At 65.6% G+C, this 16760-nt stretch carries 15 protein-coding genes; 1 reads left to right on the forward strand and 14 read right to left on the reverse strand.

Features of this window, described 5'->3' with window-relative positions:
- Nucleotides 1-443 precede the first annotated feature (443 nt).
- Nucleotides 444-2579, reverse strand: coding sequence for a bifunctional cytidylate kinase/GTPase Der (gene der / locus JS533_RS01785; RefSeq protein WP_241512852.1), 2136 nt, complete (start codon nt 2577-2579; stop codon nt 444-446).
- Entirely contained in the window at nt 2576-3352 is a 777-nt protein-coding gene (locus JS533_RS01790) for a pseudouridine synthase (RefSeq protein WP_241512853.1), read from the reverse strand. Before JS533_RS01790 ends, der begins: the two co-directional genes overlap by 4 nt.
- 282 nt (nt 3353-3634) lie before the next feature.
- Between JS533_RS01790 and JS533_RS01795 the strand changes: the two genes are divergently transcribed.
- Entirely contained in the window at nt 3635-4657 is a 1023-nt protein-coding gene (locus tag JS533_RS01795) for an MIP/aquaporin family protein (RefSeq protein WP_241512854.1), read from the forward strand.
- Here the strand turns inward: JS533_RS01795 and JS533_RS01800 are convergent.
- The 12 genes from JS533_RS01800 to thrS all read right to left on the reverse strand — a co-directional run bounded on the left by JS533_RS01800 (nt 4574) and on the right by thrS (nt 16603).
- Nucleotides 4574-4858 (reverse strand): DUF3017 domain-containing protein, encoded by a 285-nt coding sequence (locus JS533_RS01800; RefSeq protein WP_241512855.1) that lies wholly within the window; start codon nt 4856-4858, stop codon nt 4574-4576. The two genes, JS533_RS01795 and JS533_RS01800, sit on opposite strands and share 84 nt — an antisense overlap.
- Before the next feature lie 77 nt (nt 4859-4935).
- Complete coding sequence (purH, locus tag JS533_RS01805; protein ID WP_241512856.1) at nt 4936-6567, reverse strand: bifunctional phosphoribosylaminoimidazolecarboxamide formyltransferase/IMP cyclohydrolase; 1632 nt, start codon at nt 6565-6567, stop codon at nt 4936-4938.
- Nucleotides 6515-7903: a cell division protein PerM gene (locus JS533_RS01810; RefSeq protein WP_241512857.1), complete on the reverse strand. Its 1389-nt coding sequence runs from the start codon at nt 7901-7903 to the stop codon at nt 6515-6517. The genes purH and JS533_RS01810 overlap by 53 nt, the downstream gene beginning before the upstream one ends.
- Nucleotides 7900-8829: a succinate--CoA ligase subunit alpha gene (gene sucD / locus JS533_RS01815; RefSeq protein ID WP_241512858.1), complete on the reverse strand. Its 930-nt coding sequence runs from the start codon at nt 8827-8829 to the stop codon at nt 7900-7902. The genes JS533_RS01810 and sucD overlap by 4 nt, the downstream gene beginning before the upstream one ends.
- Nucleotides 8829-10022 carry an ADP-forming succinate--CoA ligase subunit beta gene (gene sucC / locus JS533_RS01820; RefSeq protein WP_241512859.1) on the reverse strand — a complete coding sequence of 398 codons (1194 nt, stop codon included), beginning with the start codon at nt 10020-10022 and terminating at the stop codon, nt 8829-8831. Before sucC ends, sucD begins: the two co-directional genes overlap by 1 nt.
- 72 nt (nt 10023-10094) lie before the next feature.
- On the reverse strand, nt 10095-10676 hold the full coding sequence (locus tag JS533_RS01825; protein ID WP_241512860.1) for an adenine phosphoribosyltransferase: 582 nt from the start codon (nt 10674-10676) through the stop codon (nt 10095-10097).
- 69 nt (nt 10677-10745) lie between these two features.
- Nucleotides 10746-11147: a preprotein translocase subunit YajC gene (yajC, locus tag JS533_RS01830; protein ID WP_241512900.1), complete on the reverse strand. Its 402-nt coding sequence runs from the start codon at nt 11145-11147 to the stop codon at nt 10746-10748.
- Between the two features lie 94 nt (nt 11148-11241).
- On the reverse strand, nt 11242-12309 hold the full coding sequence (gene ruvB, locus JS533_RS01835; protein ID WP_241512861.1) for a Holliday junction branch migration DNA helicase RuvB: 1068 nt from the start codon (nt 12307-12309) through the stop codon (nt 11242-11244).
- Nucleotides 12310-12316: 7 nt separating this feature from the next.
- A complete protein-coding gene (ruvA, locus tag JS533_RS01840) occupies nt 12317-12940 on the reverse strand; it encodes a Holliday junction branch migration protein RuvA (protein WP_241512862.1) in 624 nt (207 codons plus the stop codon).
- A gap of 110 nt (nt 12941-13050) precedes the next feature.
- Nucleotides 13051-13638, reverse strand: coding sequence for a crossover junction endodeoxyribonuclease RuvC (ruvC, locus tag JS533_RS01845; protein ID WP_241512863.1), 588 nt, complete (start codon nt 13636-13638; stop codon nt 13051-13053).
- A 7-nt stretch (nt 13639-13645) separates the two neighbouring features.
- A complete protein-coding gene (locus JS533_RS01850; protein WP_241512864.1) occupies nt 13646-14401 on the reverse strand; it encodes a YebC/PmpR family DNA-binding transcriptional regulator in 756 nt (251 codons plus the stop codon).
- Nucleotides 14402-14557: 156 nt separating this feature from the next.
- Nucleotides 14558-16603 (reverse strand): threonine--tRNA ligase, encoded by a 2046-nt coding sequence (gene thrS / locus JS533_RS01855; RefSeq protein WP_241512865.1) that lies wholly within the window; start codon nt 16601-16603, stop codon nt 14558-14560.
- Nucleotides 16604-16760: the final 157 nt, after the last annotated feature.

The following is a 16760-nucleotide window of genomic DNA, read 5'->3' on the forward strand; positions in this document are numbered from 1 at the left end:
GTGGGAAAAACACCGGAGGTGTTACCGTCATCGTGTCTAATCGTGTCTGTCTTCAATTATACAGCTTTCGCCGTTGGCCCTCAGCCCAGTTGGCAGTAGACCTCAGGTCCGGTGTCACTCAGTCCGACTGAGTAACCCCTTGACCCCCAGTCAAGTGCGCTACCAAACTGCGCTATGGTCCGATGTTGCATCGCGCAACAGTGGAATAAGTTACCAGACGAATCGGAAAACGCAAATCGGCGTGTTCCCGCCGGCGTGTTCCCGCCGATCGCACGATATCCCGGCGGAGAGGACATCCACACACCGTCCTCACGTACCAAGTACGACCCGTGATACGCCGAGCGGCCCGTATGGCAACGCATAGCCATACGGGCCGCTCTCGTCACAGCGCCGGCTTCAGATGGCGACGGCCGAGCGGACCATCGCCGTAACCGTCGCCACCGCTACTTGCGCTTCTTCTTTTCGCGGATGTTCACCGAGATCTGAATCGGCGAACCTTCGAAGCCGAACTCCTCGCGCAGCGAGCGCTCCAGATAGCGGCGATAGCCGTGCTCAAGGAAGCCGGTGGCGAAGATCACGAAGCGCGGCGGGCGCGTCGAGGCCTGCGTGGCGAACAGGATGCGGGGCTGCTTGCCGCCGCGCAGCGGGTGCGGGTGCGCGGCCTGGATCTGGCCGAGGAACGCGTTGAGCTTGCCGGTGGGGATGCGCTTGTCCCACGAGTCGAGCGCCTCGCGCATGGCTCGCGCCAGACGGTTCGTATGCCAGCCGGTCTTGGCCGACAGGTTCACTCGCGAGGCCCATGTCACGCGTTCGAACTCGGTCTTCCACAGACGTTCCATGCGCTGGCGGCCGAACTCGTCCATGAGATCCCACTTGTTGAACACAAGCACGATCGCACGGCCCGCGTCCACGGCGGAGCTCATGACCTTGAGATCCTGGTCGGAGATCGGCTGGGAGGCGTCGAACAGCACGAGCGCCAGTTCGGAGCGTTCGATCGCGGCCTGCGTGCGCAGCGACGAATAGTATTCCGCGCCGGACAGCTTGTGCAGGCGGCGCTTGATGCCGGCCGTGTCGATGAACAGCCAGTCCTCGCCGTCGACGCGGACGATCTCGTCGACCGGATCGCGCGTGGTGCCGGCCAGATCGTTGACGACCGTACGCTCCTCATGCGCCAGCTGGTTGAGCAGAGACGACTTGCCGACGTTCGGCCGTCCGACGAGCGCGACGCGGCGCAGGTTGGTCGGGGTGAGGAAGCCGGAGGTCTTCTCCGCCTTCTTCAGCGAGTCGATGGCCTCGTCGAGCAGGTCACCCACTCCCCTGCCGTGCATGGCGGAGATCGAATGCGGCTCGCCTAGGCCGAGCTTCCAGAATTCGGCGGCCATGTATTCGCTGGCCGCGTCGTCGATCTTGTTGACGGCGAGCGTGACCGGCTTGCCGGATGCGCGAAGCAGCTTGACGATACGCTCGTCGGTGTCGGTCAGGCCGACCGAACCGTCGACGACGAAGACGACCGCGTCGGACAGCTGCATCGCGATCTGCGCCTGGGAGGCGATCGCCGAGTCGATGCCTTCGACGTCGGCCTCCCAGCCGCCGGTGTCGACGAGTTTGAAGTCGGTGCCGGCCCATTCCGCGTCGTAGCTGACGCGGTCGCGTGTCACACCCGGCGTGTCCTCGACGACGGCGGCGCGCCGGCCGAGGATGCGGTTGACGAGCGTGGACTTGCCGACGTTCGGTCGTCCGATCACGGCGAGCACGCCGACCTGCTTGGGACCATCGCCCCGGTCGGAGGCGGACAGTCCGCGGCTGGCGACGAGCGCCTCGTCGGCCTCGTCCAGATCGTAGTCGTCGAGGTTGGCGACATACTGCTCGTACTCCTGCTCCTCGATCGCATCCTCGACCATGCCGATGAGCGCGTCGAGCGTCTGTTCGAAATCGAGGTCCGAATTGTCGAGCGTGGTGACGCCGTCGGCGGCGGTCATGAAGCTCGTCACCTTCGAATCGGCCTTGTCGCGGGCGGCGACGTCGTCGGAGCCGACCGAGCCGGCGGCGACGGCCTGTCCGGAACGACGGGCCTGACGCACCTCCTCGCGGGCGGTGAGCAGCACACGCACTTCGGCGTCGGGGGCCACGACCGTGGTGATGTCCCGGCCCTCGGCCACGATGCCGCGTCCCTCGGAGAACGAGTCGACCGCGGATTCGCGCATGATGAGGGCCCGCTGAGCGGCGACGAGCACGTGCCGCACGGGCACGATGCCGGACACCTTCGAGACATGGGACGAGACCTCGGACGAACGGATCGCGTCGCTGATGTCCTCGCCGTCGGCGAACACGCGCGCGTCGTCCGGATCGACGGAGATGTCGAAGTGATCGTCGGTGAAGAATTCGCCCACGGTTTCGGTGACGAGCTGCTCGTCGACCGGTGCGGCGTCGAGATCGATGCCGCGGTGCAGGCACCACCATGCGCACGCACGGTACATGGCGCCCGTGTCAAGGTAGGCGAATCCGAAGTATTTGGCCAGCGCCTTGGACGTGGAGGACTTGCCCACGCCGGCGGGGCCGTCGATGGCGACGCGGATCACAGGCCCACCGCCTTCGACAGGGAACGGACCTCGGTCTGCGAGAGCACGCGGTAGGAACCGGGCTTGATCTCGCCGAGCTTGATCGGGCCGATCTGCGTGCGTACGAGGCGCTTGACCGGGAAGCCGATCGAGCCGAAGATGCGGCGCACGATGCGGTTCTTGCCGGAGTGCAGCACGACCTTGACGATCGTGGTGTCGCGGTTCGAATCGATGATCGCGCAGTGGTCGAGCTTGATCCAGCCGTCGTCGAGCTGCACGCCGGTGGTGACGAGGCGGCGGCACACGGTGCCGCTGATCTTGCCTTCGATCGTGGCGATGTAGGTCTTTTCGACCTCGTACTTGGGGTGCATGACGTGCTGGCTGAGCTCGCCGTCGTTCGTCATGAGGATGAGGCCTTCCGAATCGTAGTCCAGTCGGCCCATGTGGAAGATACGCTCGTATTTGTCGCCCACGATGTCACGCAGCGTGTAGCGGCCCTTCGGGTCCTCCATCGCGCTCAGAACGCGCTTGGGCTTGTTGAGCGCCAACGTGACGTGGTTCGGGTTGATGCGCACGCGCGAACCGTCGACGCGCACCTGCTGGTGCTCGAGATCGACGCGGGTGCCGAGCTCGGTGACCAGTTCACCGTCGACCTCGACACGGCCGTCGGTGATCATTTCCTCGCATTTGCGGCGGGAGCCGAATCCGGCCTGGGCAAGGATCTTCTGCAGGCGGACGGCGTTGCGATCATCATGGATATGCGCCTTCTCGGCGCGGGAATATGCGTTTGGCATCGTTCTCCCAACGTGGCCTTGCGTACGTGGTATGTACGCCCGTTACTGATTATTCCTAAATGCAACATCATGCGAACATCGGCTTGCATGATGGACATGGTTATGATAACGGCTCCCCTAGTCCGTCCGCGAGTCGCTCGCCTCATGTCGTGTCGCGTGCCGCATTGCACGGAGGACCCTTCCGGACCGGGCCATCGCCGGGGCGGGCGCAGCGGTAGCTGGTACTATGACAGTCGTCCGGCGGGCGCATCCCGCGACGACGATATCTAAAGAGGATTGATTATGACAGCTTTCGAAGCACAAGACGTTTACGGGGAGCCCTCCGCGCGGGACGCGGCGTCCCAGCCTGTGACGACCGACGAGACGACGGTCGAGTCCGGCCGTCCCGCGACTCCTCTGGCAGTCCGTGCGCTGGCCGAACTGGCCGGCTCGTTCCTGGTCTGCTTCGCGCTCTATGCGATCGGCTCGTTCGGCACATCCATCTACGGCGCGAACATGGCGTTCATCGCCGTGGGTACGGCGCTGGCGTACGCCGGGGTGACCATGCTGCTGTCCGGCGTGTCCGACGCGCAGCTGAATCCCGCGGTGACGCTCGCCTCGGTGCTGGTGTCCAGGACTCCGGCGATCGACGGCGTCGCGTATGTCGTCGCGCAGGTCGTCGGCGCGATCGGCGCCGGCGCCGTGCTGCGGTTCATGCTGCCCACGTCCAGCTCGATCGCCGAGAAGGTGTGGCTCACCCCTGCCGTCAACGGTTATGCGGAGGGTTCCGTCTCCTATTCGACGGTGAATTCCGTGGGCATCAGCTTCGGCATCACGATGGCCATCGTCGTCGAGGTGGTCGCCTCGCTGATCATCGTCGGCACCTCGCTGCGCCGGTTCGCAAGCTCCACGAGCGGCACGGCGGCGATGGGCGTCGCCTACGGCGTCGGCGCGGCGATCACCTATCCGATCACGGGCGCGGCGCTCAACCCGGCCCGTGCCACCGGCATCGCGCTGTTCGCGCAGGGTCAGGGGCTGACCGTCGAACCGCTCGGCCAGCTGTGGGTGTTCTGGGTGTGCCCGGTGCTGGCGGCCGCCGTGGTCTCGCTGGCGATGATCGTCGCCCAGATGGCGCAGTCGGCCAAGCATAAGCGGACGGCCGCGCCGGATGACGCGGCCGTCGCTGGAGATGCCGCCGAGACCGCCGGCGCGTCGCAGGATGGCGAGACCGGCTTCGAAGGTTCAGACGAGCATGTATATGGCGAGGTAGCTGGCCAGCAGGCCGACGCCCAGAGCGATGCCGATGAAGGAGTCGAACGCCACTGAGCGTACCTTCCATGGGCTGCGTTCGCGCAGAATGAGACGCAGCAGCCCGGTGACGATGGCCGCAACCGCGATGATCACGGTTGCGGCCATCGTGTATCCGAGGGCGGCGACGGCCACGGCGACCACCACGACGGCGCCGACGAGCCATTCGAACCATGGCTTGCCTTCGTGCGCCTCGGAGACGAACGGATGGTCATGCATGATGCCGCCTTTCTCGGGGCCGGCCGGCGACCGAGGGAAGGGCTGCGGACGCCGGCCGGTGATGGATCTGGAGTGGATCAGTGGAAGAAGTGGCGGGTGCCGGTCAGGTACATGGTCACGCCGGCCTGCTTGGCGGCCTCGATCACTTCCTCGTCGCGGATGGAGCCGCCGGGCTGCACGATCGCCTTCACGCCGGCCTTGATGAGGATCTCGGCGCCGTCGGCGAACGGGAAGAACGCGTCGGACGCGGCCACGGAGCCGGTGGCGCGATCGGCGCCGTCGGCCAGCGTGTTGGCGCGCTCGACCGCGAGGTTGCACGAGTCGACGCGGTTGACCTGGCCCATGCCGATGCCGACCGTCGCCTGATCGTGCGCGAGCAGGATCGCGTTCGACTTGACGCAGCGGATCGCACGCCAGGCGAACAGCAGATCGTTGAGCGTGTCAGCGTCGGCCGGCTCGCCGGACACGAGCTTCCAGCCGTTCGGGTCGTCGCCGGGGGCGTCGATGAGATCGGTGGTCTGCACGAGCAGGCCGCCGTCGATCTGACGGATCTGCTCATGGCCCTTCGGCGGCTCGGCCACCTTGAGGATGCGCAGGTTCTTCTTCTTGGTCTGCAGCAGTTCGAGGGCCTCCGGATCGTAGGAGGGGGCCACGATGACCTCGGTGAAGATCGGGCGCACGCTCTCCGCCATCTCGAGGGTGACGGTGGTGTTGCAGGCGATCACGCCGCCGTACGCGCTCATCGGATCGCAGGCGTGAGCCTTCTTGTGCGCCTCGGCGGCGGTGGCGCCGATCGCCAGGCCGCACGGGTTGTTGTGCTTGACGACGGCGACGGCGATCTGCGGGGCGAAGTCCCACACGGCGCGCCATGCGGCGTCGGCGTCCACGTAGTTGTTGTAGCTCATCGGCTTGCCGCCGAGCTGTTCGGCGTGGGCGAAGCCGTCGCGGTGCAGCGGGTCGATGTACAGCGCGGCCTGCTGGTGCGGGTTTTCGCCGTAGCGCAGCACGTGTGCGCGATCCCACGTGCGGGTGAACGCCGCCGGGAACTTGGCGTCGTCGACGGGAGCGTTCTGGTCGTCATGCTCGGTTTCGTCGACGGTGTCCGGCTTCGGCCAATGCTTCGACGTCCATTCGTTGATCGTCGCATCGTATGCGGCGGTGTGAGCGAACGCCTTGGCGGCAAGCCAACGGCGTTCCGCAAGGTCGAAGCCGCGGCCGTCGGCCACGCGCTCTGCGACCAGCGCATAGTCGGCCGGATCGGTGACGATCGCGACGGTGGCGCTGTTCTTGGCCGCGCCGCGGACCATGGACGGGCCGCCGATGTCGATCTTTTCGATCGTGGCCGCCTCGTCCGCGCCGGAGCGCACGGTGTCGGCGAACGGATAGAGGTTGACGACCACGAGGTCGAACGGCTTGATGCCGAGCTGCTCGAGCTGGGCGACGTGGTCGGGATTGGTCATATCGGCGAGGATGCCGGCATGGATGTGCGGGTCCAGCGTCTTGACGCGGCCGTCAAGGCTTTCCGGGAAGCCGGTGACCTGGGAGACCTCGGTCACGTCCACGCCCAGTTCGGCGAGCTTCTTCGCCGTGGAGCCGGTGGAGACCACTTCGACGCCGGCCTTGATGAAGGCCTGGGCAAGGACTTCGATGCCTTCCTTATGGAAGACGGATACCAGTGCCCGTCGTATTGGTCGGCTCGTGTTCGTCATCCTGTTCCTCCTTGGTTGCTGATTCCTGTTGTGGCCCGGTAGAGGGCACGTCTTGCGCGGCCGTGGCCGTGGTGGCCTCCTCGTCCGTGGACGCGGACCGGCCGCGTGCGCGCACTCGTCGTGAGGCCCAGCGTATCCCGAAAACGGCCGCGACGCCAACCAGCGACAGCAGCCATGCGGCGAGCAGCCCCAACGCCGTCGGACGGCCGACCGATTGGGTGGACTGGATCACGTCGACGCCCATGACGGCGAGCCGTTCCTTGCCCAGTCCGCCGTTGGAGACGACGAACAGCAGGGAGGAGGCGATCGAAAGCATCGCGCACGATATGCAGAACCCGCCTGCGGGATATGCGAACGACATGACGAGTTCGGCGTCGGGCTGGCTGTTCGCGACATCCACGTTCATCGCGAACCCACGCTTCGACCACATCGCCGCCAGGCCGGCGATCAGGCCGCAGGCCAGCGGGATGGACACGAGCAGCGCCCGGATCGTCTGATTATCCACCGGCTCGGGAAACAGGCCGAACACCGGGATCGACGGCAGGGCGGTGGACTGTCCGATCCACAGCGTGAACGAACCGAGATCCCCAATGGAGAAACCCGCGCCGAACAGCCAGGAAACGGCCCAGATGCACAGGTTCGGCAGCCATGCCACGCAAGCGACGGTGGTCAGGATGCGCGATCCGGTGCCCATGGCGAGCAGGTCGAACAGTTTGGCCATCGCCGCATGGTTGCGCACCGCCCAAACGATCACGGTGATCAGTCCGAAGGACAGATAGCACAGCATCAGCGACACGGCCGTCACGACCCCGGTGCGGATCGTTCCGCGCAGCCGTTCGGCGACCGAGGTCTTCAGCCATTGCGCGATTCTGGCGACGGTCAGCGAAACCGGCACGGCGGCCGACAGGTAGCCGATGGAGAACACCAGCGCCCCTTTGCCGAGCGTCACCAGCAGGTCGTCATGCAGTTCCACGGTCGTGCCGTCGCGGAACAGTCCGTCGAACATCATCCATGTGATCAGTCCGCCGATGTATCCAGGCGCGTCGCATGACATGCGCTGCGCGAACGCCCGTACCAGCGCGATGAGCAGCACGGTGAGCAGCAGCGGCATGAGCGTCAGTCGGACCGGTCCCACGGTGAATCCGGAGCCCTGGCTGAGCAGCACGACCGCCGCCGTCAACGACAGCGAGTGGGCGGACAGGTTGTCGCCGCCCTCTTCCATGGAGATGACCAGCAGCATAAGGGCCATGAAACAGCCGAGGGCGATGGCGAACACCGCCATCGCCGCGGCCGCGGTTCCCACGCCTTTGAGCAGGGATTTGAGACGTGCGATCATATCAGCGAGTGTTCGGCAAGCACCTCGCGCATGATGTCGGCGGTCTGTCCCGGAGTCCGGCCGACCCGGATGCCGACGGCCTCCAGCACCTCCTTCTTGTCCTTCGCGGTGCCCTTGCCTCCGGAGACGATGGCTCCGGCGTGGCCCATCTGCTTGCCTTCAGGCGCGGTGAAGCCGGCGATGTAGGCGACGACGGGCTTGGTCATATGCTCCGCGGCCCACTGCGCGGCGTCCTGTTCCGCGGTGCCGCCGATCTCGCCGATCATGACGACGGCCTTGGTGGCCTCGTCGGCTTCGAACGCCTGCAGCGCCTCAAGCAGCGTGGTGCCGACGATCGGATCGCCGCCGGCGCCGAGGCACGCGGTGAAGCCGATGTCGGACAGCTCGCCCATCAGCTGATAGGTGAGCGTGCCGGATTTGGACACCAGTCCGAGCGGACCGCGCGAGACGATGCCGTCGGGGATGATGCCGAGGTTCACGCCGTGGGATTCCGGCGTGGAGGGCAGGGTCATCAGGCCCGGGCAGTTCGGGCCGACGATGCGCACGCCCTTGCGCAGGGCGAGTTCGACGAAGTAGGCGCTGTCCGCCACCGGGATGCCCTCAGTGATGACGACGATGAGTTCGATGCCCGCCTCGACGGCTTCGACGACGGCTCCCTTGGCGAACTTCGGCGGCACGAAGACGACGCTGGCCTTGGCGCCGGTCTTCTCGCGGGCCTCGGCGCAGGTGGCGAACACGGGGACGTGCGCGTCCGAGCCGTCCGTGTTCGCGCCCGGGAAGTCGATGACCGTTCCGGCCTTGCGCGGGTTGGTGCCGCCGACGATGTTGGTGCCCGCCCTGAGCATGCGGGCGGTGTGGGTCATGCCCTGATGGCCGGTCATGCCCTGGACGATGACCGGTGCTCCGTCTTCGATGAACAGTGCCATCAGTTGTTCTCCTTTGCGTCCGCGGCGAAGCGGGCGGCCTTCCGCGCCGCTTCCTCCATGGTCTTGGCCACGTGCAGGTTCGGGTTTTCCGCCTGGGCGAGGATGCTCAGGCCTTCCGCCGCCGCGTTGCCGTCGAAGCGCACGACGATCGGCTTGGCGGCGTTGAGCTTGTCGAGCGCCTCGAGGATGCCCTTGGCCACCTGCTCGCAGGAGGTGATGCCGCCGTACACGTTGACGAACACGGATTCGACCTGAGGATCGGACAGCACGATCTCGAGGCTGTCGCACATCACCGCAGCGGATGCGCCGCCGCCGATGTCGAGGAAGTTGGCGGGCTTGACGCCGGTGCCCTGCTCCTCGCCGGCGCCGGAGACGGCGTCGAGGGAACTCATGACCAGTCCTGCGCCGTTGCCGATCACGCCGACCTCGCCGTGCAGGTGCACGTAGTGCAGGCCGTGCTCACGGGCGCGGGTCTCATACGGATCGGCTTCGACGCTGTCGGAGAAGCGGGCCCATCCGTCGTGGCGGAACGCCGCGTTGTCGTCGAGGGAGATCTTGGCATCGAGCGCGCACAGCGACTTGGAGGATTCATCGTCCGGATCGCCGATCTTGGCGAGCGGGTTGATCTCCACGAGCGTGGCGTCGTTCTCCTTGAAGCACCGCCACATCTTGAGCAGGATGTCGGCGGCCTGGTGCACGTCCGCATGGTAGAAGCCGATGCTGTTGGCCATCTCTACGGCCGCGGCCTCGTCGAAGTCCCCAAGCGCGTCGATGTGCAGCCGCTTGACCGCCTCGGGATGCTCCCGGGCGATCTCCTCGACCTCGGTGCCGCCGTTGGCGGTGGCCAGCACGTCGTAGTCGCGCGAGGTGCGGTCGACGGAGATGGACACGTAGTATTCGTGCAGGATGTTCTTGGCCTCGGCGACGAGCACGCCGTTGACCTTGTGCCCGTGAATGGTCATCGGCAGGATGCCTTCGGCCAGCAGGATGGCCTCGTCGCGATTGTGGGCCAGCTTGACGCCGCCGGCCTGTCCGCGGTGGCCGATCTTGACCTGGGCCTTGATGACGCACGGGTAGCCGAGCTTGTCGGCCGCCTCGGCGACTTCGTGCGAATTCTGGGCGTAGATCGCCTTCGGCGCGGGAATGTCCTGCTCCTCGAGCAGCTCCCTGGCCTGGTATTCATACAAATCCATGGTATGTATCCTATCCTCTGAAACCCCTGCCGGCGGAATCCTGCGGGCGTGACGTCAAACGTGCCGACACGCTTAGGCCGGCATTGTCACCAACGTGCTGCTGGGGACGTCGCCGAGCTCGGCGAGCCCGTCAAGACCGATGAGCTCCATCACGAAGCTGAATCCCGCGACCACGCCACCCGCGCGGCGGATGAGGTCGGCCGCGGCCTTGGCCGTGCCGCCGGTGGCGATCAGATCGTCGACGATGAGCACGCGCTCCCCGGCCCCGACCATGTTCGCCTCGATTTCGATGCTTGCGGTGCCGTATTCGAGATCATACGACTCGCCGATGGTCTCAGGGGGCAGTTTGCCCGCCTTGCGGACGGCGATGAATCCCTTGCCGAGACGCGCGGCCAGGGCGGGTCCGAACAGAAAACCGCGTGCCTCGAGTCCCGCGATGGCGTCGAATGAATCCGCAGGTACCGGCAGCGCGGCCTCAAGGGCATCGAGCATGAGCCCGAGCGCCTTCGGGTCGGCGAGCACCGGCATGAAATCGCGGAAGTTGATGCCTTCCTTGGGGAACCCCTGCACCGAGCGAATACGGGAGATGAGATAGTCCGCGTTGTCCTGGCCGATCTCGGCCAAACGTGCGATGGTGATATCGGATTGCGACATGGTCTGCACCTGCCTTACGTGAAGGATGTATTCGGATAAAGGAAACTCGAGGTCGTGCGGCCGCTCGTGTTACTTGGTCTCGCCCTGCGCCTCGTCGGTCTCGGGCGCTTCGATGGCGCGGTCCACCGGCACCTGCGCCTCGTCAGCGTCGTCCTGCCCGTCCTGCGGCAGAGGGTTGCCGTTCTCGTCGACATCGTCGTCGCTCACGTACGCGGGGCGCACGTATTCGCGACTGATGGCGTTGAATCCGAACCTCAGCTTGGAGCCTTCGGAGTCGATGACGATCTCCTCGTACTGCGCGTCGACGGAGACGACCTTGCCGATCACACCTCCGATGGTGATGATCTCGGTGCCGGGCTGCAGGTTGGCGCGGAAGTCCTGCTTTTCCTGCTGCTGCTTCTTGGCCTTCTTGGACTGCCACCACATCAGGGCGATCATGAAGACGAGGAAGACGATCATGATGAGGTTCATGGACTCTGCTGGCAAGGCGGTACTCCTAACGGTTCGAAAAAAGACGCCGACGCCTCACGCACCGGCATGCGGTCATATGTCCAAGGCCAAAAGTCTAGAATAGCTTGCTGACATCGTCCTTGGGGACCAGGCCCAAATGGGACCAGGCCTTTTCGGTGGCCACGCGCCCCTTGGGTGTGCGGATGAGGAAGCCCTCGCGAACCAGATACGGCTCGCAGACGGTCTCGACCGTCTCCGATTCCTCCCCCACCATGGCGGAGAGCGTGTTCAGACCGACCGGCCCGCCGTTGAACTGTCTGACGACGGCGTTGAGCACGGCGATGTCGAGACGGTCGAGCCCTTCCGCATCGATCTGGTACAGCGACAGAGCCTCCTTGACGTCCCCGGGATTCACCATGTCCAGGTCATGGACGATGGCCCAGTCGCGCACACGGCGCAGCAGACGGTTGGCGATACGCGGCGTGCCACGGGACCGGACGGCCATTTCATAGGCCGATCCCTCCCCCAGATTCACGCCGAGCACCGCCGCCGAGCGTTCGATGAGCTTTTCCAGCTCCTCGTGCGGGTAGAAGTCCAGGTGCGCGGTGAAGCCGAAACGGGCCCGCAGCGGGGACGGCAGCATGCCTTCGCGGGTGGTCGCGCCGATCACGGTGAATCGCGGCAGCGTCAGCGGAATCGACGTGGCGCCCGGCCCCTTGCCGACCATCACGTCGACGCGGAAGTCCTCCATCGCGATGTACAGCAGCTCTTCGGCGGCCCTGGGCAGACGGTGGATCTCGTCGATGAACAGCACTTCACCGGAGTCCAGGGAGCTCAGAATGGAGGCGAGGTCTCCGGCATGCTGGATGGCCGGTCCCGAGGTCACTCGGATCGGCACGTTGAGTTCGTTGGCGACGATCATCGCCAACGTGGTCTTGCCGAGTCCGGGAGGACCGGCGAGCAGGATGTGGTCGGGCGGCACCTCGCGTTTGCGTGCGGCGTCAAGGAACAGCTGCAGCTGCGCCTTGAGCAACGGCTGGCCGATGAATCCCTCGAGCGCGTGGGGGCGCAGCTCCTCGTCGCTGACGGGTTCGTTGCCGATCGGTGCGGCGGACACCATGCGCAGGGATTCCTCCCTTGCGCCGGTGTTGGTCTGGGCGTCGTATTCCATGCGGTCTTCCATATGGGCGTCACCTTCCGCGATCAAGGGAGGTCAGGGCGAGTTTGAGCACGCGCGGCACATCGTCCTCAGCCAACGGCGTGGCCACGCCGTTGTCCCGGCACACGTTCTCGACCGCGGTCTGGGCGTCGGCCTGCCGCCAGCCGAGCGACATCAGTCCCTCCACGACCTGCCGCAAGTTGGGGTCCGCACCGGTCTGCCGCGAGGCGGTGCCGTGGCCGGATTCGATTGCATCGAGATCGATGGACCCCTTGAGCTCGAGGATGATCTTCTGCGCGCCCTTCTTGCCCAGACCGGGGGCCTTGGCGAGGGCCGTGGCGTCGCCGTCGGCCACCGCCCTGGCCAGACGGTCGGGCGGCAGCGTGGACAGCAGCGACAGGGCGACCTTGGGGCCTATGCCGCTGACCTTCTGCAACTGGAGGAACATGCGCTTGGAGGCCAGAGACAGGAAGCCGAACAGCGTGATGGCGTCCTGGGAGACGCTCAGGGAGGTGTAGACGCGCGTCTCCTGCCCCGAGCGCAGCGAGGCGAGATCCGCGGACGGCATGCGAGTCTCATAGCCGACCCCGCCCACCTCGATCAGGACGTTGTCCGCGTTCACCTCCACGACGCGCCCGTTCAGCATTCCGATCATGGCAATCCCCTATCGTTCCCATCGGCCGCGACGCCCCGGGAAACGGCCGGAACGTCGAACATCTGTTCGATAGTCTATATGAGGCGCTCGACGGAAGGGACGCACGCGTGTCACATGCCGCGATCCGCGTTGCGCCGGCCGCGTCCGGACGAGCGCTGCGCGGCCTGCGCCCACTGTCGCTGCGCCGGCGTCAGATGCTGCTCGCGCTCCCCGCCCTGCAGCGCGCCGGCCGGGCGCAGCGCATGGCAGATGGCGATGGCCAGCGCGTCGGCCGCATCGGCCGGGGTGGGCGGTTCGTTGAGTCCCAGGATGCGGGCGACCATACGTTCCATCTGTGGCTTGAGCGCATGCCCGTTGCCGGTGATGGCCAGCTTCGATTCGGTCGGCGTGTGCAATGCCACCGGTATGCCGCGCTGCGCTGCGGCGAGCATGGCCATGCCGGCCGCCTGCGCGGTGCCGAGCACGGTGTTGCGGTTCTCCTGCGCGAACACGCGCTCGATGGAGACCGTGTCGGGCGCGAACCGGTCGATTTTGGCCGCCAGGCCGTTGTAGATCGCCAGCAGTCGCAGATCCTGCGACATGTCGGGCGACGAGCGGACGACGTCGACGTGAACAAAAGAAAGCCGGCGGTGTGCGCCGGCTTCGATCACGCCGACCCCGCAGCGGGTGAGCCCGGGGTCAACGCCAAGGATGATCACGCGAGGATTACTCCTCGTCGAGCTGGGCCATGACCTCGTCGGAGGCGGTCCAGTTGGAGTAGATGTTCTGCACGTCGTCCAGATCGTCGAGGTTGTCGATGAGCTTGGAGACCTTGCGGGCGTCTTCGAGGCTCAGCTCGACCTCGTTCTTCGGACGCATCACCATATCGGCGGAGTCGTAGTCGAAACCGGCGTCCTGCAGAACCTTGCGCACGGTGTGTAGGTCAGACGGATCGGTGATGACGGTGAACACGTCGCCGTCGTCGATCACGTCCTCGGCGCCCGCGTCGCCGGCCTTCTCGAACAGGTCGTCGAAGTCGACGCCCTCGCTCGGGACCTCGATCTGTCCCTTGCGCTCGAAGTTGAAGGACACGGAGCCGGAGGTGGCCAGCGAGCCGTTGCCCTTGGTCAGGGTGGAGCGCACTTCGGCGGCCGCGCGGTTGCGGTTGTCGGTCAGGCACTCGATGATCAGGCCGACGCCGGCGGGGGCGTAGCCCTCGTAGACGATGTCCTCGTAGTTGGCGCCGCCGGCTTCCTCACCGGAGCCGCGCTTGACGGCGCGCTTGATGTTGTCGGCCGGCATCGAGGCCTTCTTGGCCTTGTAGATGGCGTCGTACAGGGACGGGTTGCCGTCCGGGTCGCCGCCGCCCATGCGGGCCGCGATCTCGATGTTCTTGATGAGCTTGGCGAACAGCTTGCCGCGCTTGGCGTCGATGGCGGCCTTCTTGTGCTTGGTGGTCGCCCACTTGGAATGACCTGACATAATGCTCCTACAGATCTACGAATAAAACTGGCAAACGGGATAAGTTTAGAGCGCTTTGCAGACAACTGCCAGCGGCGTCGGCAAAGCGCCGGACACAGGTGTTCCGCGGGACGGACGCACTCACGTCCCACGGAACACCTCTGCAATCGGACCGGATCAGTCCTCGGCCGGCGCGGCCACAGCGGCCTTGAAGTCGTCCACGGAGTTGACCTGGACGCGCTTCTTGATCACGTCGAGGATCTGCTCGCGCGCCTGGTCGACCGGCACGCCGTTGAGCTGGCTGCCGTCGCGGAAGCGGAAGCTGACCGCGTTGTTCTTCATGTCCTCCTCGCCGACGATGAGGATGAACGGCGTCTTGGACTTGGAGGCATTGCGGATCTTCTTGCCGAAGCGGTCGTCGGAGTAGTCGATCTCGCAGCGGACCATCTCGTCCTCGAGGGACTTGACGAAGCCGGCCAGATGCGGCGCGAACTCGTCGGCGACCGGGATGCCGAGCACCTGCACCGGGGCGAGCCACACCGGGAACGCGCCCGCGTAGTGCTCGAGCAGCACGGCGAAGAAGCGCTCGATGGAGCCGAACAACGCACGATGGATCATGACCGGGCGCTGATGCGTGCCATCGGCCGCGATGTACTCAAGCTGGAAGCGCTCGGGCAGGTTGAAGTCAAGCTGGATGGTCGACACCTGCCAGGTGCGGCCGATCGCGTCACGGGCCTGCACGGAGATCTTCGGGCCGTAGAACGCGGCGCCGCCCGGATCGGCCACGAGGGTCAGACCGGAGTCCTTGGCAACCTCGGCGAGCGTGTTGGTCGCCTCCTCCCAGATCTCGTCGGAGCCGACGTACTTGTCCGGGTCCTTGGTGGACAGCTCGAGGTAGAAGTCGTCCAGGCCGAAGTCGCGCAGCACCTTGAGCACGAAGGTGAGCAGGTTGGTCAGTTCGCCCTTCATCTGCTCGCGCGTGCAGTAGATGTGGGAGTCGTCCTGCGTAAGGCCGCGCACGCGGGTCAGGCCGTGGACCTCGCCGGACTTCTCGTAGCGGTACACGGTGCCGAACTCGAACAGGCGCAGCGGCAGCTCCTTGTAGGAGCGCTGGCGGGACTTGAAGATGAGGTTGTGCATCGGGCAGTTCATCGGCTTGAGGTAGTAGTCGAAGCCCTGCTTGGTGATGTTGCCGTCCGCGTCGCGTTCCTCGTCCAGGCGCATGGCCGGGTACATGGAGTCCTTGTACCAGTGCAGGTGGCCGGAGGTCTCGTACAGGCCGCCCTTGGTGATGTGCGGGGTCTGCACGAAGCTGTAGTGGTACTTGCGGTGCATCTCGCGCGAGTAGTCCTCCATCGCGTTGATGACCGCGGCGCCCTTCGGATGGAACACCGCCAGGCCCGGTCCGATCTCCTCCGGGAAGGAGAACAGGTCCATCTCGGCGCCGAGCTTGCGGTGGTCGCGCTTGGCGGCCTCCTCAAGACGGGTCTGGTAGGCCTTGAGGTCCTCCTTGGTGGCCCATGCGGTGCCGTAGATGCGCTGCATGGTCGGGTTCTTCTCGCTGCCGCGCCAGTAGGCGGCGGCGGAACGCTCGATCTTGAACGCCTTGATGAAGTGCGTGTTCGGCAGGTGCGGGCCACGACACAGGTCCTTCCACACGACGTTGCCGTCGCGGTCGACGTTGTCGTAGAAGCTCAGCTCCTTGCCGGAGATCTCGGTGGCGGTGGACGGGTCGAGATGCGCTTCCTTGTCCTGGATCAGCTCGATCTTGAACGGCTGGTCGGCCTCCTCCTTGAGCGCCTCCTCCTCGGTGACGACGCGGCGGCGGAAGGACTGCGCGGACTTGATGATCCGCTGCATGTGCTTCTCGATTGTTTTCAGGTCGTCCGGCGTGAACGGCTGGTCGACCTGGAAGTCGTAGTAGAAGCCGTCCTTGATGATCGGGCCGACGCCGAGCTTGGCGTTCGGGAACAGTTCCTGCACGGCCTGGGCCATGACGTGCGTCGCGGAGTGGCGCATGATGCCGAGGCCGTCCTCGCTGTCGAGCGCGACGGACTCGACCGTGTCGCCGTCCGCAAGCGGCGTGTACAGATCACGCAGTTCGCCGTTGAGGCGCACGGCGATGATGTTCTTGTCGTCCGCGAACAGTTCGGTGCCGGTGGTGGTAGCTTCCACCTCCTTCGCTTCGCCGTTGACTGTAATGGAGATGGTAGCTTGCGCCATGATTTGTCCTTTGCTATCGGGGCCCGCGTTACCAATGGGCAGGCCTGGACTGGTTAATCAACATGCGACACCATAGGATCGAGTGCCGACATTGGCCGTGAACGTTCCCAGGTCGCGGAGCCGGCGGACGACGTCATGCATGCAAGATGGCGGAAAA

Source organism: Bifidobacterium amazonense (assembly GCF_018555435.2).
Taxonomy (GTDB): Bacteria; Actinomycetota; Actinomycetes; order Actinomycetales; family Bifidobacteriaceae; genus Bifidobacterium; species Bifidobacterium amazonense.